Genomic DNA, 23,356 nt, shown 5'->3' with positions numbered 1-23,356 from the left:
CGCCCGCCCGCCTAGACTCGCGTCCCGTGAGCAAGAGTCCGCTTCGCCGGTTCACCGACCAGCTGGTGCTGGCCACCATGCGACCGCCGATGGCCCCGCAGGTGCTGGTCAACCGGCCGCTGATCAAGCCGATCGAGCTGGCGGGCAAGCGCATCCTGCTCACCGGGGCGTCGTCGGGCATCGGCGAGGCCGCCGCCGAGCAGTTCGCCCGCGAGGGGGCCACGGTGGTCGTCGTGGCCCGTCGCCAGGAGCTGCTGGACGCACTGGCCGAGCGGATCACCACGGCGGGCGGTGACGCCACGGCGATCGCCTGCGACGTCTCGGACATGGACGCCGTCGACGCGCTGGTCGCCGACGTCGAGAAGCGGCTCGGCGGCGTCGACATCCTGATCAACAACGCCGGCCGGTCCATCCGCCGGCCGCTGGCCGAGTCGCTGGAGCGCTGGCACGACGTCGAGCGGACCATGGTGCTCAACTACTACGCGCCGTTGCGGCTGATCCGCGGCCTGGCGCCGGGGATGATCGAACGCGGCGACGGCCACATCATCAACGTCTCGACGTGGGGGGTGCTCTCGGAGGCGTCGCCGCTGTTCTCGGTGTACAACGCGTCGAAGGCCGCGCTGTCGACCGTGAGCCGGGTCATCGAAACGGAGTGGGGCGAGCGGGGTGTGCACTCCACGGCGCTGTACTACCCCCTGGTGGCCACCCCGATGATCGCGCCCACGAAGGCCTACGAGGGCGTGCCGGCGCTGACGCCGGAAGAGGCCGGCGAGTGGATGATCACCGCCGCCCGCACCCGCCCGGTGCGCATCGCGCCGCGCATGGCGATCGCGGCCAAGGCGCTGGACACCTTCGGCCCCCGCTGGGTCAACGCCGTCATGCAGCGCCAGAGCATCCAGCCCAACCGCAAGGGCGACCGCTGACCGGACCGGCGCGATCGGGCCCGTGTGATAGACACGGGTTATGGAGATCCTGGCTAGCCGGATGCTGCTCCGGCCCGCGGACTACCAGCGGTCCCTGGCCTTCTACCGCGACGAGATCGGCCTGGCGATAGCGCGTGAATACGGCGGCGGCACAGTGTTTTTCGCCGGGCAGTCGCTGCTGGAGCTGGCCGGGTACGGCTCCCCGGACCATTCCCGCGGCCCGTTCCCGGGCGCGCTGTGGCTGCAGGTCCGCGACCTCGAGGCGACCCAGGCCGAGCTACGCGGCCGCGGCGTGTCGATCGCCCGCGAGGCGCGTCAGGAACCCTGGGGCCTGCACGAGATGCACGTGCTCGACCCCGACGGCATCACGCTCATTTTCATCCAGATCCCCCCGGACCACCCGTTGCGCCGCGACACCCGAGGTGAACGGCAGGGAAATTCCGGTTAACTGAGAGGTAACATCTGGCGACGACTCAAGGTACACCCGCGTTTCATGTCATGCCGCATTCGACAATGGATTGCCCCTACCACCAGAATCAGGCCCTGTGAACATCCAATTGTTCCTCTTGATCATTGTCGTAATCACGGCACTGGCTTTCGATTTCACCAACGGCTTTCATGACACGGGCAACGCGATGGCGACCTCGATCGCCAGTGGCGCGCTCAAGCCCAAAACGGCGGTTCTGCTCTCGGCGGTACTGAATCTGGTGGGCGCGTTCATGTCCACCGCCGTCGCCGCCACGATCGCCAAGGGCCTCATCGACTCCAACATCGTGACGCTGGAGCTGGTGTTCGCCGGCCTGGTCGGCGGCGTCGTCTGGAACCTGCTGACCTGGCTGCTCGGCATCCCCTCGAGTTCGTCGCACGCCCTGATCGGCGGCATCGTCGGCGCCACGATCGCTGCCGTCGGCGCGCACGGCGTGATCTGGAAGGGCGTGATCTCCAAGGCCATCATCCCGGCCGTCGTGTCGGCGATCCTGGCCATCGCGATCGGCGCGGTCGCCACCTGGCTGGTCTACCGGATCACCCGCGGCGTGCCGAAGGCCCGCACGGAGGCCGGTTTCCGGCGCGGCCAGATCGGTTCGGCGTCGCTGGTCTCGCTCGCCCACGGCACCAACGACGCACAGAAGACGATGGGCATCATCTTCCTGGCGCTCATCTCCTACGGCTCGGTCAGCAAGACCGCCACCATGCCGCCGCTGTGGGTCATCGTGAGCTGCGCGCTGGCCATGGCGACCGGCACCTACCTCGGCGGGTGGCGCATCATCCGCACGCTGGGCAAGGGCCTGGTCGAGATCCAGTCGCCGCAGGGCATGGCCGCCGAATCCTCCTCGGCCGCGGTGATCCTGCTGTCGGCCCACTTCGGCTACGCGCTGTCGACCACCCAGGTGTGCACGGGTTCGGTGCTGGGCAGCGGGCTGGGCAAGCCCGGCGGCGAGGTCCGCTGGGGCGTCGCCGGCCGCATGGGGGTCGCCTGGCTGGTCACCCTCCCGCTGGCGGGGCTGGTCGGCGCCTTCACCTACGGCATCGTGCACCTGATCGGCGGCTACCCGGGGGCGATCACCGGTTTCGCGCTGCTGGTCGCGGTCTCGGCCACCATCTACCTCCGGTCGCGCAGGGTCAAGGTCGACCACCACAACGTCAACGCCGAATGGAAGGGCGATCTGACCAGCGGGCTGCAGGCCGCCGACCAGCCGCCGCCCGGCGATGACGGACCCACGCTCGGCGGCGTGTCCGCCCGGTACGACTCCGACGACCCGTCGCTGAAAGCCAACGCCTCATGAGCCACATCGGCGACTGGTTCAACTACCAGGCGAGCCTGAAGATTCTGGTCTTCGCGATGCTGGCCGGCGCCGCCCTGCCGGGGCTGTTCGCCCTCGGGATCCGGCTGCAGTCCGCGGGGGCGGGCGACATCAGTCTGGACGGCGCCAGCAACGGCTCCGCCCCGCGGCGCAACCCGATGCTGACTGCGTTGGCGTGGAGCATCTACGCGCTGGTCATCGCGGTGATCGCGCTGGCGTTGCTCTACATTGCCCGCGATTTCATCGCCCATCACACCGGCTATCCGCTGCTTGGAGCGAAACCCAAGTAGCATCGTTTGATGCCCATCGAGTCGGCGAACCGGACGCCGGGGAGAGCTGTATCCGCGTGAACGGATTTCTCAATTCCATCGTCTCGTGGCTCCGCGCGGGCTACCCCGAGGGCGTGCCACCCACCGACACGTTCCCGGTGCTCGCGCTGCTGGCCCGCCGGCTGTCCAACGACGAAGCCAAGGCCGTGGCGTGCGAGCTGGTTCGGCGCGGCGAGTTCGACGACGTCGACATCGGCGTGCTGATCACCCAGATCACCGACGAGCTGCCGTCGCCGCAGGACGTCGAGCGGGTACGGGTGCGGCTGGCGGCCCAGGGCTGGCCCTTCGACGACGCCGATCAGGCCGGGGATCCGGCATAGCCGTACTGCGCGCGCTGCACGTCCCGCCGGGCGCGGCGGCCGAGACGCTGCTGCCCGCCCTGGCGGGCGTGCTGGAGGGACGCGACCCGGCGCTGGTAGCCGTCGGCGACGATCGCGAGTCGGCGGCGCTGCGGGCGGGGCTGCGCGTCGGGGAAACCATCGACGACGACGTGGCCCTGGTGGCGGCGACGTCGGGCACCACCGGCAACCCGAAGGGCGCCCTGCTGACAGCGGCCGCCCTGCGGGCCAGCGCCGCGGCCACCCATGACCGCCTGGGCGGCCCGGGCAGCTGGCTGCTCGCCCTGCCGCCACACCACATCGCCGGGGTGCAGGTGCTGGTCCGCAGCCTGCTCGCCGGCACGTCGCCGGTCGAGATGGATGTCACCGGCGGCTTCGATGAAACCGAATTGCCCAGGGCCATCGGCGCTTTGGGCCCCGGCAGGCGGTACACCTCGCTGGTCGCCGCGCAGTTGGCCAAGGCGCTCGCCGACCCGGCGGCCGCGGCCGCCCTCGCCGAACTCGACGCCGTGCTGCTCGGCGGCGGGCCCGCGCCGCGTCCGGTCCTGGACGCCGCGGCCACGGCCGGAATCACCGTCGTGCGCACCTACGGCATGAGTGAGACCGCCGGCGGGTGCGTCTACGACGGCGTCCCGCTGGCCGGGGTGCGGCTGAGGGTGGCCGACGGGCGCATCGTCATCGGGGGCGCGACGGTGGCCAAGGGCTACCGCGACCCCGTCGACCCCGACCCGTTCGCCGAGCCCGGCTGGTTCGTGACCGACGACCTCGGCGCCATCGACGGCGCGGGCGTGCTGACGGTCCTGGGCCGCGCCGACGACGCGATCAGCACCGGCGGGCTGACCGTGTTGCCGCAGCCGGTCGAGGCGGCGCTGTGCAGCCACCCGGCAGTCCGCGATTGCGCGGTGTTCGGGGTGGCCGACGAACGACTAGGGCAGCGGGTGGTCGCCGCGATCGTGGTGCACGACGGCTGCGCGGCGCCGACCGTGGAGGCGCTGCGCGCGCACGTGACGCGCGCCCTCGACGCCACCGCGGCGCCGCGCGAGGTGCACGTCGTCGACGCGCTGCCGCGCCGCGGCATCGGCAAGGTCGACCGCGCGGCGCTGGTGCGCCGCTTCGCCGGCGCGAGCGATCAATAGGCTGTGCGTCCGTGAGGCGGGGTCGACGGCAGGCGGTGCGCGACGCCGTCGCGGTGTCGATCGGCGCGGCGCTGGTGGCGGCGGCGTTCGTGCTGCCGCGGATGAACCTGGGGGTCCGGCCGCGCCTGGATGTCGGGGCGGAAAAGTTCGCCACCCACGCCGGCTCGGCGCCGATCTTCGGCGAGTGGCTGATCCACGCCGGCTGGGGCACCGGCCCGGCCATTGCCCTCGCCGTCGCCGTCGTCGCGTGGGGACCGACTCTGGCGCAACGACTTTCGTGGCGGGCGCTGACGCTGGGCAGCTGGGCCGTCGCCGGCGGGTGGGCGTTCGCGCTGGCGATGATCGACGGCTGGCAGCGCGGCTTCGCCGGCCGGCTGACCACCCGGGACGAATACCTGTCGCAGGTGCCGGGCATCACCGACATTCCAGCCACGCTGCGCACATTCGCCGGCCGGATCGTGGACTACCAACCGCATTCGTGGACCACCCACGTGTCGGGTCATCCGCCCGGGGCGCTGCTGACGTTCGTCTGGCTGGACCGGATCGGTCTGCACGGCGGCGCCTGGGCCGGGCTGCTGTGCCTGCTGGCCGGCTCGAGCGCCGCCGCCGCGGTGGTGGTCGGCGTGCGCGCGCTGGCCGACGAGTCCACCGCGCGGCGGGTAGCCCCGTTCGTGGCGCTGGCGCCGACGGCGATCTGGGTGGCCGTCTCCGCCGACGGATACTTCGCCGGCGTGACCGCGTGGGGCATCGCGCTGCTGGCCGTGGCGGTGCACCGCCCGGTCCGGTTCCCCGCCCTGACCGCCGCCGCGGCCGGGCTGCTGCTGGGCTGGGGGGTGTTCTGCAACTACGGCCTGATGCTGATGGGGCTGCCGGCGGCGGCGGTGCTGGCGTCCGCGGCGGACTGGAGGGCGATCCTGCGGGCGCTCGGTCCGGCGGCGCTGGCGGCGATCGGCGTTGCGGTGACCTTCGCCGTCGCGGGGTTCTACTGGTTCGACGGCTATCACCTTGTGCAGCAACGCTATTGGCAGGGCATCGCCAAGGACCGGCCGTTCCAGTACTGGAGCTGGGCCAACCTGGCGTGCGTGGTGTGCGCGATCGGGTTGGGCGGCGTCGCCGGGCTCGGGCGGGTGTTCGACGGGGCCGCCGTCCGTCGCCGCTCCGGTCTTCACCTGTTGTTGTTGGGCGTGCTGGCCGCCGTCGTGTGCGCGGACCTGAGCATGCTCAGCAAGGCCGAGGTGGAACGCATCTGGTTGCCGTTCACCATCTGGCTCACCGCGGCGGCCGCGCTGCTGCCGGTGCGCTCGCACCGGATCTGGTTGGCGCTCAACGCCGCCGGCGCCATTGCGCTCAACACGATCATCCTGACGAACTGGTAGGTCCGGTTCGAGTGTGAGCTGAGGGCAACGAGTGTGAATCCTAGGCTTTGAGTGTGAAGGAGCGGCGGGATTTGAGCGATTTCTCCGCCTGGCTGCACTCCCAAATCCAACGATTCACACTCGAAGCGCCAGACGCACCGCCGATTCCGCGCTCACAGGCCGGCCGCGCGGGTGACCCGCGCGAAGCGGCTGTCGGGCCCGCAGGCCTCGCGCACCGCGGCGACGTCGTCGACGACGTCGACGTCGGCCAGCGTCTGCACCGTCGCGACGTCGATGCCCGTGTCGCGCAACGCCTTCAACGTCAGTTCCCCGGTGTCGGGCGCCGACATCGGCACGGTGCGCAGGCACTGGGCCATCGCCGGTGCGCCAACACCCAGCACCCACCAGCCGCCGTCGCGGGCCGGCCCGAGCACGGCCGGCGCCTCGAGCAGCCGGCGCGCGCAGCCGGTCAACAGCTCGGCGGTGACCTGGGGGGTGTCCATCCCGATCTGCAGCACCGGCAGCCCGTCCGACGAGGCGTCGGCGTGCGCGTTGGCGAGCCGTGCGGCGAAATCGTCGCCGCGCTGGGCGATCACGGTGAAGGACGCCAGTCGCCGCCGGATATCGGCGGCGCTCGCCGCGCGGCCCAGGTCCCCGGTGAGCGCGACGACCCGCGCCTCCACCGGCGCGTCGGCCACGGCGTCCAGCGTGTCGAGCAGTGCGGCGGCGGCGATCTCGGCGGCGACGCGGTCGCCGACGCTCGCCGCGAGCCGCGTCTTGGCCCGGCCCGGCTCGGGCGCTTTGGCGACCACCAGCAGCGTCACCGGCAGGGCGGTCACGAAATCACCTTCCAGAAGTCGAGGATCGCGGTGATGCTGCCGCGCAGCGATCCGCTGACCTTCGACTTGCCGCCCGTGCGCGGGCCGTAGCTGACGTCGAGTTCGACGACGCGCCAGCCGGCGGCCGCGGCGCGCACCAAAAGCTCGAGCGGATAACCGGATCGGCGGTCGGCGACGCCCAGCGCCAACAGCGCCTCGCGCCGGGCCACTCGCATGGGCGCGATGTCGTGCACCGGCAGGCCGTGGCGGGTGCGCAGCCGCCAGCTCATGACGACGGTGCCGATGCGGGCCACCCACGGCCAGTGCAGGCCGGGCACCGGCCGGCGCCGGCCGGTCACCAGGTCGGCGCCCTGCTCGAGCGCGGCGACCAGCCGCGGCAGGTCCGCGCCGTCCATCGAGCCGTCGGCGTCGATGACCGCCACGATCGGGGTCGTCGCGGCCATCACGCCCGCGTGCACGGCGGCGCCGTACCCGGCCCGCGGTTCGGCGACGACCCGGGCGCCGTGGCGCGCCGCGACGCCGGCGGTGCCGTCGGTGCTGTTGTTGTCGACCACCAGCGCCCGGTAGCCGGCCGGAATGGCGGCCAGCACGGCCGGCAGCGACTCCTCCTCGTTGAGGCACGGCAGGACCACCGTGACCAGGCCGTCGGCGTCGGGCACGCGTCAGAACCCGCGGTGGGTGCGGGGCTCCTGCGGGAACAGCGGCTGCTGCGAGTGCGTCGGCGGCGCGGTCTGCTGGGTGTGCGTCTGCACCGGCGGTTGGGTGGTCGCCTTGGTGCTCGGCGGCGCATACGTCGTCGTCGGGGGTGCGTGCGTGGTCGTCGGGGGTGAATACGTCGTCGTCGGGGGTGAATACGTCGTCGTCGGGGGCGAATACGTCGTCGTCGGGGGCGAGTACGTGGTCGTCGGCGGCGAATACGTCGTCGTCGGGGGCGAATACGTCGTCGTCGGCGGCTGGGACGTCGTGATGGTCGGCGGCGTGTAGGGCGTCGTCGGGTTGTACGGCGGGTTGTAGGGCGGTTGCCACCCCGGGATCGGAATGGGAATCGGAATAGGAACCGGCACAATAGGATTCGGCCGCGGCGCCCAACCCGGATCGGGGTTGGGCACGACACCGGGGTTGCTCGGCGCCTCGGGAACGGGAGCGACCTGCGGACCCCCTCCGGACGGGGGCGCGACGTGTTCGGGAGCCGGGACGGTGCCGCCCTGGAACCCGGCGTTGGGCGCCTCGGGCGGCGGTGGGGGCAGCGGCGCCTGCTGCTGGCTCGGCAAGATCGGCATGAACTTGCCCGGGGTGCCGTTCTGCACGCCCACCACCGGCTGCTGGGCGGCGGTCGGGCGAACGGCAACCGCGATCGCGGTGGCCAGCGACGCCAATCCGATGACCGCGAAGGCGATGACGGCGTTGCCGATCACCAGCGATCGCCGCGACAGCTTCGTCGGCGCGTCCTCGACGGCCTCGGCGTCGTCGCCGAACTCCGGGCCGTAGTCGTAGTCGTCGAATTCGGGGTCGTACTCGTCCATCTCGCCCGGATAGATCCCGCCCTCATCGGCCATCGAGTACGCCAGCTGCGGCTCCTCGGCGTCCGGCGCGGGCACGACCGTCGTCTCGTCCCCGGTGAGGCCGGCGGCGGGGGCCATCGCGGTCGCGTCCCCGGCGGCGGGGGCCATCGCGGTCGCGTCACCGGTCAGGCCGACGGCCGGCGCCATGGCAGTCGCGTCCGGCGCGGACGCCGCCGCCGCGGCGATCGCGGCGCCGCGCGCGAGCGCAAACGTGGGGTCCTCGGCGACCTGCACCCGCATGGTGGACGCGTCGCGCAATTCGTCGGCGACCCGGTTGAGGTCGGGCGAGGCGCCGAGCAGATACACCTCCCCCGGCGCGTCGGGATGCGTGCCGAGGTTCGCCATCATCGTCTGGAACGCGGCGGTAGCGTCCGGGCCCGTGGCGCCGGTCAGCGGCTGGCTGGCCAACACCGTCGGCGGCGCGTCGGGGTCCCCGGCGTCCGGGCCCACCACCGACAGGGTGGCCGTCGCGTCGTCCATCACGAGCGCGGCGCCGGGCCGCCCGGCCGCCCGCATGAGGGAGGCGACGGCCTGGGACTCCGAGAGCACCGCGACGTTGTGAACGCCGGAGTCCTCCAGCGCCCGCCGCAGCTGGTCAGCCCGTGGCTCGTCGGACCAGCACAGGCGCGTGCCGACCAACCGGTGGTTCTCGTCGGCCAACAAGCGATTGGTTCCGACCACGGTCTCGGTGAGCGTGCCGAGCGGGTTGTCGGCGAGATCGACGACGGATTGGTCGATCACGTCGGCGCCCTGGGCGCCCGACCCCAGGAGCGCCAGGCGGGCGACGGGACCGGTGACCGCGACCCCCAAAACGACGTCCATCCCGCTTCTCCTTCACCCTGGCCACCCCGCACCAGCAATGTCCCGGCATCATTACACTTGCGATACCGTCGGCAGTATCAGTCATTCGGCGACAAGGTTCGCCACTAGCGCAGCGTAACCAGCTTTTCGAAGGACAGGACGGTCGCCGCGGAATCGCCTCCGCCCAGCGGGCCGTCCCAGCCACTGCCACGGCAGCCGAACGGAGAATATGTTCGCAAGCGAGCGGTGCGTGTGGCTCGGCAGGGCATTCCCCCGCCGGACACCGGCAGCTGCGCCGAAAGTAGTCGTCCTTGAATCCCGGGGGGCATGGTGAGCCAGAGCAGCGACGACACGCCAACCGGCCCCATCGGGGCCCGGGCCCAGCAGGCGCCCGCGCCCCGCATCATCCGCCCGCACGCCACCGGCAGCACGACACCCGTTGCCGGGGGCACGGGACGGCGCCGGGCCATCGTCAGCGACGCGACCGCGGTGGTGCTGTTGGTGCTCGCCGTGTTCTTGCCGTGGAATCTGTACTTCGGTGTCGGGATTCCCGGCAGCAGTCAGGCCCTGTTCGCGGTGCTGCTCGTCGTGACGGTGCTGGCCGTCGCCGCCGTCGCGGTGGCCGGTTCCTGGCGGTCGGGCGGCGAGCGGTTCAACCCGGCGTCCGCGGCGCGGCTTCGGTTGGCGCTCAACGCCCCCTATCTGCTGCTGGTGCTCGCCGTCATCGCGTTCGACGCGTACGAGACCGTCCGGTTCGGGGGCACGGTCACCGTGCCCGGCGGAGTGGGGCCCGGGGCGTGGGTCGGCGTCGCCGGCTCGCTGCTCAGCGCCCAGGCGGTGCCGGCCGGGCCGGTCCCGGCCGACGACGAGTACACGGGCTGGCATCGCTCCGCCCGGACGATCGGCGCGCTGTCGATGCTCGCGGCGGTGCTCAGCTTCGGGTTCAACCTGTACTGGCGGGTGCGCTACGCGCTGCAAAGCACCAACGGCGCGGCGGAATTCGGCAAGCAGAACATCGCGGTGATCGCCACGGCGGTGGTGTACGGGGTGGTGGCGCTGGTCGCGGTCCTGGTCGCATCCAGGTGGCTGCTGCAGCGCACCCGGGCAAGCCGGCTGACCACCGTCGCACTGGGTGCGTCGGCGTTGGCCGCCGGGGTCCTGGTGTGGATCCTGCCCGTCGGCCGCGACCTCGATGCGTTCCACGGCATCGCCCAGAACACCTCGACCGCCGGGGTCGGTTTCGAGGGTTACCTCGCCTGGGCGGCCGGGGCGGCCATCTTCGCGCCGCGGGCCCTGTTCGGTCACCCCAACCCGTCGCCGGCGGAGGAATCCGCGTGGCGGTCCGCGACCCGAAATGGCTTGCTGCTCATCGCCGTCTGGGCCGTGGGGTCGATCGCGATGCGGCTCACCGACCTTGTCGTCGGCATCGCCTTGAACTATCCGTTCTCCCGGTACGACAGCATGGTGCTGGCCGCGTTCGACCTGGTGACCGCGGCCCTGGCGATCTGGCTGCGCCGCCGCCTGGCCGGAATCTCGGCGCGACTGGTCACGTCGCTGTGCGGGCTCGTCGCCGCCCTCAGCGTCGCCCGCGTGATCGTCGGCGTCGCGCTGGCGCCGCGGTTCGCCGACTCGCCCAATTCGCCCGCGCGGCAACCTGTCTACGGCAACGACCTCGCCCAGCAGATCACCAGCGCCTTCGACGTGACGCTGTGCGGGCTGGCGCTGGGCATCCTGGCGGCCGCCGTCGTGGCCGGGCAACTGCACGGGCGGCGCCTGGCTCGCCGCGCCGCCCGCAAGCGCGCGGCCGACGCGAATGCGGCGGCGCCGACCACCCGGGTCCGCGTGGGCCAGGCCGCCGGGCCGTCGGCCGCGGCCACCACCCGCATGCCCACCGGGGGGCCCGGCGCGGAGAGCGACCCGCCCACCGCGGAGATCCCGCCGCTGGCCGGCTCGCCCCGGATCTTTCGCGGCGACGACTCCGGCACGCGGCAGATACCGGTGCGGGGGCCCCAGATCTTCCGCCCGCCGCAAACGTAGGGGTTCACCGAAGGGGCGCGAACGCGAACTCGCGCAACCCGTCACCCGGTAAGACCGAAGCGCGAAATCCCAGCACCTCGGCCGCCCGGGACGGGTCGGCGACGATGTGGCGCACGTCGCCACTGCGATATTCACCGGTGACCACCGGCGACAGCGAACCGCCCCGCGCGTCGCACAGCGCCGCGGCCACCTCGAAGATCGAAATCGGCTGCCCCGAGCAGACATTGGCCGCGAGGAAACCGTCGTCGTGCGCTAGCGCCGCGACGTTGGCGGCGGCCACGTCATCGACGTGCACGAAGTCACGCATCTGGCCGCCGTCCTCGAAAACCCTTGGCGGCTCGCCCTTTTCCAGCGAAGACCGGAAGATCGCCGCCACGCCCGAATACGGGGTGTCGCGCGGCATGCCGGGGCCGTAGACGTTGTGGTAGCGCAGCGCCACCACCGAGCCGCCGGTGGCCTCCGACCAGGCCAGCGCGTAATGCTCCTGCGCGGTCTTGCTGGCCGCGTACAGGCTGCGGGGGCGCAGGCAGGCGTCCTCGTCGACGAGGCGCCACGCCAACTCCTCCCCGCCGACCGGGCACCGGTGCTCGAAGGCCCCGGCGTCGAGGTCCGCGCGCCGGCGCGGCAGCGGGTCCACGCGCCCGTGCCGGCGGCAGTGATAGTTCCCCTGCCCGTAGACGACCATCGAGGACGCCAGCACCAGGCGCCGCACCCCGGCGGCGAACATCTGCGCCAGCAGCACCGTGGTGGCCAGGTCGTTGTGGCCGCCGTAGGCGGGCGCGTCGGCGGCGTCCACCCCGGCGCCCACCATCGCCGCCTGATGACACACCGCGTCCACGCCGTCCAGGAGCGGGGCCAGCGCGTCGGCGTCGCGCACGTCGACGCGCTGACATCCCTTCGGCAACACCGGGTTCGGGCCGTGCGCGGCGGGCAGCAGGACATCGACGGCGACGACGTCGTGGCCCGCGGCGCGCAGCGCGGCGCCCACCCGCGAGCCGATGAACCCGGCCGCGCCGGTCAACAACACCCTCATGGCAGCTCGATGGGCAGCGTCACCCCGGTGTGCGGCAGGCAGTGGGTGCAGGTGCGGTCGGCGGCGACCCGGCCGATGGCCGCGCGCACCAACGCCTTGAACGGCCCGATGTTGCGTTCGAATTCGGCGAACACGTCGACGGTCCGCACGCCCTCCCCGGCGCTCACGCCGGCGTCCAGGTCGGTCACCAAAGCGATTGCCGCGTAACAGATTTCGAGCTCGCGGGCGAGCACGGCCTCCGGGTATCCGGTCATGTTCACCAGCGAGAACCCGGCGGAGGCGAACCACCGGCTTTCGGCGCGGGTGGAAAAGCGCGGCCCCTGGATCACCACCATGGTGCCGCCGTCGACCACGCCGGGGAGGTCGGTGACCGCCGCGCGCAGCGTCGGGCAGTACGGATCGGCGAAGTCGACGTGGATCCCGCCGGAGTCGAAATAGGTGTCGGCGCGGCCCCGGGTGCGGTCGACCAGCTGATCGGGCACCACGATGAAGCCCGGACCGAGTTCGGGTTTGAGGCTGCCGACCGCGCACGGCGCGAGCACCCGCCGCACCCCGAGTTTGCGCAGGGCCCACATGTTGGCCCGATACGGCACGGTGTGCGCGGAGAATTCGTGCTTGGCGCCGTGGCGGGGCAGGAAGGCGACGTCGTGTCCCTCGATGGCGCCCACGGTGACCGGGGCGCTGGGCGCTCCGTAGGGGGTGTCGACCGTGACGTCGTCGGCGTCGGCTCCGAAGAAGGTGTAGAAGCCGCTGCCGCCGATGACTCCGAGCATCCGACCATTGTGGTGCATGACCACGCGGTGATCGCGGGGCCTGGGGAGCGGCGGCCCGCATCCTGGCAGGATGGCGTTGTGGCCAATCTCGGGCAGTGGGTTTCGGGTGCGCGGCCGCGGACGTTGCCCAACGCGGTGGCGCCGGTCGTCGCCGGCACCGGCGCCGCGGCCTGGCTGGGATCCGCGGTGTGGTGGAAGGCGCTGCTGGCGCTGGCCGTCGCGCTCGCGCTGACCGTGGGCGTCAACTACGCCAACGACTACTCCGACGGCATCCGCGGCACCGACGACGACCGGGCCGGTCCGGTGCGCCTGGTCGGCTCGCGGCTGGCGGCCCCGCGGGCGGTGCTGGGCGCCGCGGTCGCGAGCCTGACGATCGGGGCGCTCGCCGGGGTGGTGCTGGCGCTGTTCAGCGCGCCGTGGCTGATCGCGGTGGGCGCGGCCTGCATCGCCGGGGCGTGGCTGTACACCGGCGGCTCGAAACCCTACGGCTACGCCGGTTTTGGCGAGGTCGCGGTGTTCCTGTTCTTCGGGCTGGTCGCCGTGCTCGGCACCCAGTACACGCAGGCGTTGCGGGTGGACTGGGTGGGGCTGCTGCTGGCGGTGTCGGTCGGGGCGCTGTCGTCGTCGGTGCTGGTGGCCAACAACCTGCGCGACATCCCCACCGACGCGCGGTCGGGGAAGATCACCCTCGCGGTGCGGTTGGGCGACGCCCGCACCCGCGTCCTGTATCAGGCGCTGCTGGGCGCCGCCGGTGTGCTGACGCTGGCGCTGATGGTGGCCACCCCGTGGTGTGCCGCCGGACTGGTGGCCACGCCGCTGGCCCTGCGCGCCATGGCCCCGGTGCGATCGGGGCGCGGCGGCCCGGAGCTGATCCCGGTGCTGCGCGACACCGGGCTGGCGATGGTGGTGTGGGCGATCGCGGTGGCGGCCGCGCTGGCGATAGGTACCTAGAGTGCGAGCAGAGGCAAAGGCCCCCGAAAACGGCGCTGGTGGGGTACTTTTGCGTCTGCCCCGGGGATAGCGAAGGACCGCAATGAAGCAGATTTCCGCGACCAGCGGGCCCACCAACATCGGCTTGCTCAGCGTCGGGTCATACCGCCCCGAACGCGTGGTGACCAACGACGAGCTCTGCGAAAACATCGACTCCTCCGACGAGTGGATCTATTCGCGCACCGGGATCAAGACGCGCCGGTTCGCCGCACGCGACGAATCCGCCGCCTCGATGGCGACCGAGGCCGGGCGCGAGGCGATCGCCAAAGCCTCCCTCGAGGCCTCCGACATCGACTGCGTCATCGTGGCCACCAGCACCCACCTCCTGCAGACCCCCGCGTGCGCGCCCGCGGTCGCGGCGGCGTTGGGCGCCACCGGCGTGCCCGCCTTCGACATCTCGGCGGGCTGCGCCGGGTTCGGGTACGCGCTGGGCGTCGCGGCCGACATGATCCGCGGTGGGACCGCCGCGAGGGTGCTGGTCCTGGGCTCGGAGAAGCTGTCCCCCACGATCGACATGCAAGACCGCAGCAACTGCTTCATCTTCGCCGACGGCGCGGCCGGCGTGGTGGTGGGCGAGACGCCCACGCAGGGCATCGGGCCGACCGTCTGGGGCAGTGACGGCAACCAGGCCAGCGCCATCCGCCAGGACATCGACTGGCTCGACTACCTGGAGAATCCCACCGGCCCGCGCCCCTTCCTGCGGCTCGAGGGCAGCGCGGTCTTCCGCTGGGCGGCTTTCGAGATGGGCAAGGTCGGCCAGCAGGCCATGGACGCGGCGGGGATCCGGCCCGACGAGATCGACGTCTTCGTGCCGCACCAGGCCAACAGCCGAATCAACGAGATTCTGGCCAAGAGCCTCGAGTTGCGGCCGGACGCGGTGATCGCCAACGACATCGAGCACACCGGCAACACCTCGGCGGCGTCCATCCCGTTGGCCATGGCCGAGGTGCTGGCGACCGGGGCGGCCAAGGCCGGCGACCTGGCCCTGCTGATCGGTTACGGCGCCGGCCTGAGCTATGCCGCCCAGGTCGTCCGGCTGCCCAACGGCTGAGCCCTCACCCGTCCTCGCGCGCCTCGTCGGGCGGGGCGTCCCCGTGCAGCCGGGCCTGCAGCAGCTCGCGCTCCCGTCGGCGCCGTTCGCCGGCGATCGCCAGCGCCGCGGTGGCGCGCCGGCGCAGCGGCCCGAACACCCAGATGCCCAGCGGCATCGCGATGATCAGCGCGAACAGCGCGGCCACCACGAGGGGGAACTGCGTGATGCCCGCCAACCGCGCGACGCCGTAGATCACGGCGGTGAGCACGACCGCCAGCAGCAACCGCGCCGCCATGTATGCCAAAACGGGGACGACGACGTGGTTTTCGGCGCTCTCGCCGCCCGCGCCGTTTCCCGGGCCCCCGATGGTGTTGTCGCTACCTTCGTGTGACACAGCCAAAGCCTACGGCGCGGGTATATTCGCCCGAAGGAGGTGTTGTGTGGTCTACCTGCTGCTCGTCGTGATTTTGGGAACGCTGATCTACGTCGGTTGGCGTGCCGCGCGATCCCAGGTCCACCGACCGAAGACGCGCGTCATCGGACCCGACGACGATCCGGATTTCCTGCGGCGGCTGGGCCACGGCGATAACAACCCGCACTAGCTAGCTGGATAGCGACCGCCGCTAGCCCAGGACTCCCGGGTTGCGCTGGTCGCCGGGGAATCCGTCGGCGACGATGGCGGCCAGCTCGGTGAGCGCTTCGCGGGTGGGCCGCCGCAGCCGCTCCAGGTCGATCTCGGCGCCCTCTTCCAGGTGCGGGTCGAACGGCACCAGCTGGACCGCGCGGCAGCGCCGGGAGAAGTGCTCGATCACCTTGTTCATGTCGACCTTGCCGGGGCGCGGGCGCACCCCGTTGATGACCGCGATCGAATTGCGGACCAGGTCTTCGTGGCCGTGGGCGTCCAGCCAGTCCAGCGTGGCCGACGCGCTGCGCGCGCCGTCGATGGAGGCCGAGCTGACCACGACCAGGGCGTCGGCCCTGTCGAGCACCGACTTCATCACCGAGTGCAGCAGGCCGGGGCCGCAGTCGGTGAGCACCAGGCCGTAGAACCGCTCCAGGATGTCCAGGATCCGCCCGTAGTCCTCGGCGCTGAAGGCCTCCGAGATGGCGGGGTCGGTCTCCGAGGCGAGCACCTCCAGGCCGCTGGGACCCTTCGAGGTGTAGCGGCGCACGTCGCTGTAGCGCTCGATGGTTCCGGCGTCGTGCAGCAGCTGACGCACGGTCGCGGCGGTCTCCAGCGGGATCTTCTGGCTCAGCGTGCCGCGGTCGGGGTTGGCGTCCACGGCCACCACGCGGTCGCCCCGAATGGAGGCGAAGGTGGCGCCCAGCGTCGCCGCGATCGTCGTCTTGCCGACACCGCCCTTCAGCGACAGGAACGCCACCCGGTACGAGCCGCGCAACGGCCGGTTCACCTGGGCGACCAGGTTGTTGTAGCGGCTGGCGCGGGGACTTTCGCCCAGGTTGATCAGCCCGCCGGACATCTTGTACAGCAGCAGCCGCCACCCGTCGGACGGCGGCGGCTGGACCGGCCGCAGCAACATGCCGGTGGACAGCTCCGGATACGGCGTATGCGGGAGGTGCTCGGGGCGCTGCGGCGCCCCCTGCATCTGGGTGGGCGGGGCGTCCGGCCCGGCGTAATAGGCGCCGTAGGCGGTCGGGTCGACGCGCGGGATGCCGGTGACCGGGGTGGAGTCCCACGGCGGCATGGCGCCGGGCCGCGGCGCGGTGGGCGGGGCCGCCTGCTGGTGTTCGGGGGTGGGGACGCGGCGCTCGGTGCGGAATCCGGCGAAGGCGCGAGTCGGGGCGTCCCCGCCCGACTCCGGTTGCGGTTCGCCCGCGTCCTGCTGGGCGGGCGCCGATGACGTCTGTGGGGGAATTTGCGTGGTCGGTTGTTCGGGCGCCCCCACGCCCGCCGTTGGATGCTCGGACACTGCATTCCCCCTTGTTGTGCGCTTGTCGTGCGCTATTCCGTTGTGTGCGTTATTCGGGGCGGTTGTTCGCTCTCACCCGACGCCCGCATACGAATGCAGGCCGACAGTCACCAGATTAACGAAGAACAAATTGAAGACCATCGCCACAAAGCCCGCGACGTTGATCCACGCGGCTTTGCGGTCCCGCCATCCGGCGGTCGACCTGGCGTGCAGGTAGGCGGCGTATATCACCCACGCGACGAAGGACACGGTCTCTTTGGGGTCCCAGCCCCAATACCTGCCCCAGGCCTCTTCGGCCCAGATGGCCCCGAAGATGACCCCGAACCCGAAGACCGGAAACGCGAAGATCGTCGTGCGGTAGGCAATGCGGTCCAGGGTTTCCGCGTCCGGGAAGCGCCGCACCAGCCGCCCCACGGCGCTGTCGGTATCGGGATCCCCCAGCCGCGAGGTGCGCAGCAGGAACAGGATGCTGGAGATCCCGGCGACCAGGAACACCCCGGATCCCAGGCTGACGACGGACACGTGGATGGGCAGCCAGTAGGACTGCAACGCGGGCATCACGGGAGCGGCGTTGGTGTAGAGCCAGCGTCCCGACACCGTGAGCAGGATCAGCACCGGCAGCAGCAGAAAGACCCACAGGGGACGGTATTGGGGGCGGCGCAGCACGACGGCCCCGGCGATCAACCCGCACAGGCAGGTCAGGTTGATGAATTCGTACATGTTGCCCCACGGCACCCGCACCGTGGCCAGGCCGCGCAGCACCAGGCAGGCGAACAGCAGGCCGATGCCCAGGTACACCACGGACAACCCGGCCCGCCCGACGCGCTCGTCGAGCGGGCGCTGGGCCGGCTGTTCGACCACCCCGGGGGTGGCGGAGTCGGCGCTCACCGCGCCGGCCAGCACCCGGGCGCGCTGGTCCGCGCGGCGCCCGCCGGCGTACGCCAGCTCGAAGGCCAGCAGCAGCAGCGCGATGACCAGCGCGACGACGGCCGACGTGAACGCCCAGTCGGAGTAGCGCGCCAGCTCGACGTTGACGTGCAGCGTGTTCATGTGACGTCCACCTGAGAACTCCTTTGGGACGCGGGGGGCGTCTCGGCGCGGCCGGCCCCGCCCAATCCGTCCAGCAACCGCTCGGTCAATCGCTCGAACTCGTCGCCCCACCCGGAGTTGTCGGTGCGCGCCAGCCCGCCCAGCTCGACGTTCACCGTACCGGGTGCCCCGCCGGCGTCGGGCGTCAGACGGACCCACACGCGGCGGCGGCGCACCAGCAGCGACACCACCAGACCGCCCATCATCGTGATCGCGAAGACGAGCACCCAGGTCTGGCCGGGGTCGTGGGAGACCTGGAGGTTGACGAACGGAACGGCGCCGACGAAGCGGATCACGGTGCCGGCGGCCGGCCCCTGGTCGATCCGGACCGCCTGGCCCGCGCGCAGGTTGACCCGCTTCTCCTTGGTCAGCCGGCCCTGCTCGATCAGCCGGGGATCGAGGGTGAACAGCGACTGGGGCCGCCCGGTGTCCAGGCCGGTGTCGCCGCGGTAGATGTCGACGGCCACCGCGGGGGCGTTCAGGGCCGGGAACCGCGACGACAGCAGCGTGCCGTCCAGCTGCTCGGTCGGCGCGAGCAGGCCCTGGATCGCGATCTGGTGCGCGCGGCGCTCCGCCGGGGTGGGATAGGTGCCGGCCGGCGGGTCGATGCGGGCCACGCCCGAGGAGAGCAGGGTCTGCGGATTGTCGGGTCGCCACTGCACGGTCGACGTGCGGACCTGCCCGTCCGGGAACGTGACGCTGAAGGTGGGCGCGTAGCCGTGCCCCTGCAGGTACACCCGGTCACCGCCGAGCCGCAGCGGGTGGTTGACCTCGAGCCGGTAATGGCGCCAGGTGTTGGCGGTCAGGTCCTCGCCGGACTGGTAGGCGATGTTCGCCGCGAACGAGGTGGCCTGCCCGGACGGCAGGTAGTGCGCCGCGAAGTCGTCGACCCGGATGCACAGCGGGTGCAACGAGGTGCCGTCAACGGTGTTGCCGGCCCGGAACGAGTCGAACGCGGCCGGCGACGCGGAACAGAAGCCGGGGCCGCCGTCGGCGATGACGATCACGTTGCCCTCGTAGCCGAACAGCTTGCCGACGGCCACCGCGACCAGCAGGCCCAGCAGCGAGAAGTGGAAGACGATGTTGCCGAATTCGCGGAGGTAGCCCTTTTCGGCGGATACCTCCACGACGTCGGAAGCCGCGCCGTCTTCGTGGCGGATGGCGGTGCGCCAGCCGCGCAGCCGGTCGGTGATCGCGTTGGCCAGGGTGTTGAGCTCCTCGGCGCCGGCCCGGATCTGGTGGCTGGCGTGCTTGGGCAGCCGGGCCAGGTTGCGCGGGGCGGCGACCGGGGTGGACCGCAGGCTGCGGACGTGCTCGATCATCCGTGGGGTGAGGCAGCCGACCAGGGACACGAACAGCAGCACGTAGATGGCGGTGAACCAGAAGCTGGAGAACACGTTGAACGCCTGCAGCCGGTCCAGCCAGGGCCCGATCACCGGGTGGGCCTTGAGGTAGTCGTCGACCTTGCCGGCGTTGAGGTTGCGCTGCGGCAGCAGGGCGCCGGGGATGGCGCCGAGCGCGAGCAGGAACAGCAGCACCAGCGCGGTGCCCATCGAGGTCAGCGCGCGCCACGTGTTGCGCCCCCACGCGAGGAGTTGCCTCAAATCGGGAGCCTCACGTCGGACACGAACGCGTCGCGCAGCCAGGAGACGAAGTCGTTCCACACCCCGGTGACCAGCAGGGCGCCGACGGTGATGAGCAGCACGCCGCCGAACACCTGGATGGCCCGGGTTTGCCGGCGCAGCCAGCCCAGGCCCGCCACCGCGCCCGCCGAGCCGAATGCCAACAGCACGAACGGGATCCCCAGCCCCAGGCAGTACGCGATCACCAGCACGATGCCGCGCGCCACGCTGGCGCCGTCGGTGGCCGAGGCGACGGTGATCACGCCGGCCAGCGTCGGCCCCAGGCACGGCGTCCAGCCCAGCGCGAACACCGCGCCCAGCACCGGCGCCCCGGCGACCGTCGTCAGCTGCCGCGGGCTGAACCGCGCCTGGCGCTGCAGGGCCGGGATGAGCCCGACGAACACCAGGCCCATCACGATGGTCAGCACGCCGCCGGCCCGCTGCAGCAACAGCTGGTTGGTGATCAGCGTGGTCGTCATGCCCAGGACGGCGACGGTGCCCAGGACGAACACCGCGGTGAATCCGGCGACGAACAGCGCCGCCGATCCCGCGACCCGCCAGCGCGCGCCCGGCGGGGCTTTCACGGCGCCGGGGGGCGGTTGTTCGTCCACGCCGACGACGGCGGCCAGGTACGACAGGTAGCCGGGCACCAGTGGCACCACGCAGGGCGAGGCGAACGACACCAGCCCGGCCAACAGGCACGCGCCGAGCGCCACCAAAAGCGGTCCGGCGGCGGCGATCTGGGTGAAACCGGTCACTCGTGGGCCAATCGTTGCACCACCGGCTGCAGGTCGCCCGCCAGCATCTCGCGCAGGAAGACCGCCGCGACGCGGTGCTGACGGTCCAGGACCAGCGTGGAGGGGATCACGGTGGTGGGGTACTTGCCGCCGAACGCGATCAGCGTGCGCATGGCCGGGTCGTAGATCGACGGGAACGTGACGTGGCGGTCGTTGACGAAGTCCAGTGCCGCCTGCCGGTTGTTGTCGCGGACGTCGATGCCGAGAAACGACACCCCGGCGCCGCGGGTGGCGTCATACACCTGCTGCAGCTGGGTGACCTCGGCGCGGCACGGCCCGCACCACTGCCCCCAGATGTTGATGACCACCACCCGGCCGGCGAAGATCGGATCGTCCAGCGACAGCGTGTGCGCGGGGTCGGCCAGGTCGGGGCCCGCCAGGGGGCCGGGGCGGCCACGGCTGGACGGCGGGTCGTAGGAGATGTCGGTCTTGCCGCCGGGCGAGACGAACTCGAAGGTGCCGCCCTGGGCGACCGCGTCGTGGCCCGAGGAACAGCCGGCGAGCAGGCCGGAAACCAGGGTCGCCAGCGCGGCCCCGGTCATCGCCAGCCCTCGTATGTTCAAGGGGCCGCCGGCTCGGAGTACTCGACGCCGGCCAGCCGGTCGCCGTCGTAGACCAGGGTGGTCACCGACGCGAGGCCGCATTGCCGCCGCCGCGGGTCGTGCCACAGCCGCTGACCGGTCAGGTGCAGGCGCAGCGTCCACACCGGCAGTTGGTGGCTGACGCACACCACCTCGTGGCCGGCGCCGCGGGCGCGGGCCTTGTCCACCGCCGTCTCCATCCGGGCCGCGATCTCGGTGTAGGGCTCCCCCCACGACGGCCGGAACGGGTTGCGCAGCTGCCACCACACCCTGGGGTCGCGCCAGGCGCCGTCGCCGGGGCTGACGCGCCGGCCCTGGAAGAAGTTGGCGGATTCGATGAGGTCCGGGTCGGTGTCGACGGGGAGGCCGTGCTTGGCGGCGATGGGCGCGGCGGTTTCCTGGGCGCGTTGCAGGGGCGAGGCGATCACCGCGACGATGTCGCGGTGATCGAGGGCGTCGGCCACCGCGGCCGCCTGCGCCCGGCCCGCCTCGGACAGGTGAAACCCGGGCAGCCGCCCGTAGAGGACGCCGCTCGGGTTGTATACCTCGCCGTGCCGCACGACGTGCACCCGGGTCTGCTCGGCCATCAGGACTTCCCCTCCTCGGCTTCGGCGGCGGCCCGCGCGGCGCCCGGCAGCGCCTCGGCGATGCGGTCGAAGGCGCCGTCGTCGAGCGCGGTCGAGACGAACCACGCCTCGAAGGCGCTGCACGGCGGGTAGACGCCCGCGTCCAGCAGCGCGTGAAAGAACGGTGGATAACGCCAGGTCTGGCTGGCGCGCGCGGAGCCGAAGTCCGTGATCGGAGTGTCGGAGAAGAACACGCTGAGCATGTTGCCGGCCCGCGGAATCTGGTGCGCCACACCGGCATTCGTCAACGCGTCGGAAAAGAGCCCGGCCAGGCGGTCGGCGTTGGCGTCCAGGGTCGTGTAGGCGGCGGCATCGGCGTTGCGCAGTGTCGCCAGCCCGGCGGCCATCGCGACCGGGTTTCCCGACAGCGTGCCGGCCTGATACACCGGGCCCAGCGGCGCCAGCCGCTCCATCACCTCGGCCCGCCCCCCGAAGACGGCGGCCGGCAACCCGCCGCTCATCACCTTGCCGAAGGTGAACAGGTCGGCGTCGACGGGATCGATTCCGTACCAACCGCTTCGGCTGACACGGAAGCCCGTCATCACCTCGTCGATGATCAGCAGTGCGCCGTGTTCGGCGGTGATGGTCCGCAGTGCCGCGTTGTAGCCGGGCGCGGGGGGAACCACCCCCATGTTGCCGGGACTGGCTTCGGTGATCACCGCGGCGATCTGGTCGCCGAACCGGGCGAAGGTCTCGCGCACGGCCTCGATGTCGTTGTAGGGCAACACGATGGTGTCGGCCGCCGTCGCCCCGGTGACGCCCGGTGAGGACGGCAGACCCAGCGTCGCCACCCCGGAGCCCGCGTCGGCGAGCAGCGCGTCGACATGGCCGTGGTAGCAGCCGGAGAACTTGATGACCTTGGCCCGGCCGGTGAAGCCGCGGGCCAGCCGCACCGCGCTCATGGTGGCCTCGGTGCCGGAGTTGACCAGGCGGACCCGGTCGACCGGTGCCACCCGCCCGATCATCTCGGCGGCCAGCTCGCTCTCCGCAGGCGTGGGCGCCCCGAACGACAGGCCCGAGGCGGCGGCCTTCGCGACGGCGTCGACCACGGCGGGGTGGGCGTGGCCCAGGATCATCGGGCCCCACGAGCAGACCAGGTCCACGTAGCGGTTGCCGTCGGCGTCGGTCAGCCAGCAGCCGCGCGCCTGCGTGATGAACGGCGGCGTCCCGCCCACCGCGGTGAACGCTCGAACGGGAGAGTTCACGCCGCCCGGAATGACGGCGCAGGCGTCCTCGAACAGCCGCGCCGAGGCCGCCGTGGCCCGAGGGGCTCCGGTGGCGTGCGCGGTCGCCCGATCACTGCTTCCCATGACGACTAGTGTCCCAGCCTTCGCGGCCCGTCCAACTACAGGGTGTAGCAGGGCAGGCCGGTCGGCCGGTCAGGCCCCTTGCCGCTCGGCTTCCTGCGCCTTTTGATAGTCGTGGCGCGCGGCGTCGCGTTCCTTTTCCGCCGCGCGCTGGTGCGCGGCGACATCGCCGAGGCGCTGGGCGACCGCGCGCTCATGGACTTCGGCGGCCCGCTCGTGCGCGACGGCGGCGTCGTAGTGGCGCTGCACTCCGCGGCGGTGAGCCTCCTCGTCGCGCTCGTGAGACGCCTCGGCGCGCTCGGCGGCGCGGCGCGCGTCGTCCACGGTGACGGCCTTGCCCGCGGCGAGTTCCTCCCCCCGGCGCACCAGCTCCTCCGCGCGCCGGGCGGCCTCGTTACCTGCCGCCTGCCCCATGAGACGACATTAGACCCGTGGCCCCACAAAGATCGGGT

Annotated in this window: 25 protein-coding genes; 11 read left to right on the top strand and 14 right to left on the bottom strand. The window is 71.9% G+C overall.

The window, feature by feature from the left end; translation table 11 throughout:
- Positions 1-26 precede the first annotated feature (26 nt).
- From QGN31_RS03245 to QGN31_RS03215, 7 genes are all read left to right on the top strand, one after another.
- The gene (locus QGN31_RS03245) at positions 27-923 is read left to right on the top strand and encodes an SDR family oxidoreductase (RefSeq protein WP_008261046.1); all 897 of its coding nucleotides are present in this window, start codon (positions 27-29) and stop codon (positions 921-923) included.
- Positions 924-963: 40 nt separating this feature from the next.
- Entirely contained in the window at positions 964-1,371 is a 408-nt protein-coding gene (locus QGN31_RS03240) for a VOC family protein (RefSeq protein ID WP_008261047.1), read from the top strand.
- A gap of 97 nt (positions 1,372-1,468) precedes the next feature.
- Positions 1,469-2,707, top strand: a complete 1,239-nt coding sequence (locus QGN31_RS03235; RefSeq protein WP_008261048.1) for an inorganic phosphate transporter — start codon at positions 1,469-1,471, stop codon at positions 2,705-2,707.
- Complete coding sequence (locus tag QGN31_RS03230) at positions 2,704-3,015, top strand: hypothetical protein (RefSeq protein WP_008261049.1); 312 nt, start codon at positions 2,704-2,706, stop codon at positions 3,013-3,015. Before QGN31_RS03235 ends, QGN31_RS03230 begins: the two co-directional genes overlap by 4 nt.
- A 56-nt stretch (positions 3,016-3,071) precedes the next feature.
- A complete protein-coding gene (locus QGN31_RS03225) occupies positions 3,072-3,374 on the top strand; it encodes a DUF3349 domain-containing protein (RefSeq protein ID WP_008261050.1) in 303 nt (100 codons plus the stop codon).
- A gap of 68 nt (positions 3,375-3,442) precedes the next feature.
- Complete coding sequence (menE, locus tag QGN31_RS03220; protein WP_014942955.1) at positions 3,443-4,528, top strand: o-succinylbenzoate--CoA ligase; 1,086 nt, start codon at positions 3,443-3,445, stop codon at positions 4,526-4,528.
- A 35-nt stretch (positions 4,529-4,563) separates the two neighbouring features.
- Complete coding sequence (locus QGN31_RS03215; protein WP_014942956.1) at positions 4,564-5,904, top strand: hypothetical protein; 1,341 nt, start codon at positions 4,564-4,566, stop codon at positions 5,902-5,904.
- A gap of 152 nt (positions 5,905-6,056) precedes the next feature.
- On the opposite strand, the gene QGN31_RS03210 is transcribed toward QGN31_RS03215, so the two are convergent.
- The 3 genes from QGN31_RS03210 to QGN31_RS03200 are packed head-to-tail and all read right to left on the bottom strand — an operon-like array spanning position 6,057 to position 9,106.
- Positions 6,057-6,722: a TIGR04282 family arsenosugar biosynthesis glycosyltransferase gene (locus QGN31_RS03210; RefSeq protein ID WP_014942957.1), complete on the bottom strand. Its 666-nt coding sequence runs from the start codon at positions 6,720-6,722 to the stop codon at positions 6,057-6,059.
- A complete protein-coding gene (locus QGN31_RS03205; protein WP_014942958.1) occupies positions 6,719-7,381 on the bottom strand; it encodes a glycosyltransferase family 2 protein in 663 nt (220 codons plus the stop codon). The genes QGN31_RS03210 and QGN31_RS03205 overlap by 4 nt, the downstream gene beginning before the upstream one ends.
- Positions 7,382-7,384: 3 nt before the next feature.
- A complete protein-coding gene (locus QGN31_RS03200; protein ID WP_014942959.1) occupies positions 7,385-9,106 on the bottom strand; it encodes a hypothetical protein in 1,722 nt (573 codons plus the stop codon).
- 306 nt (positions 9,107-9,412) lie between these two features.
- On the opposite strand from QGN31_RS03200, the gene QGN31_RS03195 reads away from it, so the two are divergent.
- Complete coding sequence (locus QGN31_RS03195) at positions 9,413-11,122, top strand: DUF7937 domain-containing protein (protein ID WP_014942960.1); 1,710 nt, start codon at positions 9,413-9,415, stop codon at positions 11,120-11,122.
- 4 nt (positions 11,123-11,126) lie between these two features.
- On the opposite strand, the gene QGN31_RS03190 is transcribed toward QGN31_RS03195, so the two are convergent.
- Both QGN31_RS03190 and QGN31_RS03185 read right to left on the bottom strand, forming a co-directional pair.
- Complete coding sequence (locus tag QGN31_RS03190) at positions 11,127-12,155, bottom strand: NAD-dependent epimerase/dehydratase family protein (RefSeq protein WP_043955394.1); 1,029 nt, start codon at positions 12,153-12,155, stop codon at positions 11,127-11,129.
- Complete coding sequence (locus tag QGN31_RS03185; RefSeq protein ID WP_233425292.1) at positions 12,152-12,928, bottom strand: S-methyl-5'-thioadenosine phosphorylase; 777 nt, start codon at positions 12,926-12,928, stop codon at positions 12,152-12,154. Before QGN31_RS03185 ends, QGN31_RS03190 begins: the two co-directional genes overlap by 4 nt.
- Positions 12,929-13,006: 78 nt before the next feature.
- Between QGN31_RS03185 and QGN31_RS03180 the strand changes: the two genes are divergently transcribed.
- Together QGN31_RS03180 and QGN31_RS03175 are read left to right on the top strand one after the other, a co-directional pair.
- Positions 13,007-13,879 carry a 1,4-dihydroxy-2-naphthoate polyprenyltransferase gene (locus QGN31_RS03180; protein WP_014942963.1) on the top strand — a complete coding sequence of 291 codons (873 nt, stop codon included), beginning with the start codon at positions 13,007-13,009 and terminating at the stop codon, positions 13,877-13,879.
- Between the two features lie 82 nt (positions 13,880-13,961).
- Positions 13,962-14,969, top strand: a complete 1,008-nt coding sequence (locus QGN31_RS03175) for a beta-ketoacyl-ACP synthase III (protein WP_008261082.1) — start codon at positions 13,962-13,964, stop codon at positions 14,967-14,969.
- 4 nt (positions 14,970-14,973) lie between these two features.
- Here the strand turns inward: QGN31_RS03175 and QGN31_RS03170 are convergent, their stop codons facing one another.
- Positions 14,974-15,345 carry a DUF4229 domain-containing protein gene (locus QGN31_RS03170; RefSeq protein ID WP_009952547.1) on the bottom strand — a complete coding sequence of 124 codons (372 nt, stop codon included), beginning with the start codon at positions 15,343-15,345 and terminating at the stop codon, positions 14,974-14,976.
- Positions 15,346-15,391: 46 nt separating this feature from the next.
- On the opposite strand from QGN31_RS03170, the gene QGN31_RS03165 reads away from it, so the two are divergent.
- Positions 15,392-15,553, top strand: coding sequence for a hypothetical protein (locus tag QGN31_RS03165; RefSeq protein WP_014383339.1), 162 nt, complete (start codon positions 15,392-15,394; stop codon positions 15,551-15,553).
- 21 nt (positions 15,554-15,574) lie between these two features.
- Here QGN31_RS03165 and QGN31_RS03160 read toward each other — a convergent pair whose 3' ends face one another.
- From QGN31_RS03160 to QGN31_RS03125, 8 genes are all read right to left on the bottom strand, one after another.
- A complete protein-coding gene (locus QGN31_RS03160; protein WP_008261087.1) occupies positions 15,575-16,882 on the bottom strand; it encodes a MinD/ParA family ATP-binding protein in 1,308 nt (435 codons plus the stop codon).
- Between the two features lie 72 nt (positions 16,883-16,954).
- Entirely contained in the window at positions 16,955-17,932 is a 978-nt protein-coding gene (ccsB, locus tag QGN31_RS03155; protein WP_014942964.1) for a c-type cytochrome biogenesis protein CcsB, read from the bottom strand.
- Complete coding sequence (gene resB / locus QGN31_RS03150; protein ID WP_008261091.1) at positions 17,929-19,524, bottom strand: cytochrome c biogenesis protein ResB; 1,596 nt, start codon at positions 19,522-19,524, stop codon at positions 17,929-17,931. The genes ccsB and resB overlap by 4 nt, the downstream gene beginning before the upstream one ends.
- Before the next feature lie 47 nt (positions 19,525-19,571).
- Positions 19,572-20,351 (bottom strand): cytochrome c biogenesis CcdA family protein, encoded by a 780-nt coding sequence (locus QGN31_RS03145; protein WP_014942965.1) that lies wholly within the window; start codon positions 20,349-20,351, stop codon positions 19,572-19,574.
- Positions 20,348-20,932, bottom strand: a complete 585-nt coding sequence (locus QGN31_RS03140; protein ID WP_009952542.1) for a TlpA disulfide reductase family protein — start codon at positions 20,930-20,932, stop codon at positions 20,348-20,350. Before QGN31_RS03140 ends, QGN31_RS03145 begins: the two co-directional genes overlap by 4 nt.
- Before the next feature lie 17 nt (positions 20,933-20,949).
- Positions 20,950-21,558: a histidine phosphatase family protein gene (locus tag QGN31_RS03135; RefSeq protein ID WP_008261096.1), complete on the bottom strand. Its 609-nt coding sequence runs from the start codon at positions 21,556-21,558 to the stop codon at positions 20,950-20,952.
- Entirely contained in the window at positions 21,558-22,907 is a 1,350-nt protein-coding gene (hemL, locus tag QGN31_RS03130) for a glutamate-1-semialdehyde 2,1-aminomutase (protein WP_014942966.1), read from the bottom strand. The genes QGN31_RS03135 and hemL overlap by 1 nt, the downstream gene beginning before the upstream one ends.
- A gap of 69 nt (positions 22,908-22,976) precedes the next feature.
- The gene (locus QGN31_RS03125; protein ID WP_008261101.1) at positions 22,977-23,318 is read right to left on the bottom strand and encodes a hypothetical protein; all 342 of its coding nucleotides are present in this window, start codon (positions 23,316-23,318) and stop codon (positions 22,977-22,979) included.
- Positions 23,319-23,356: the final 38 nt, after the last annotated feature.

This window comes from Mycobacterium sp. 2-64, from assembly GCF_035918375.1.
Lineage (GTDB): Bacteria > Actinomycetota > Actinomycetes > Mycobacteriales > Mycobacteriaceae > Mycobacterium > Mycobacterium intracellulare.
Note: the sequence above shows the minus strand (reverse complement) of the source record. Positions and strands in the feature narration are given on the sequence as shown.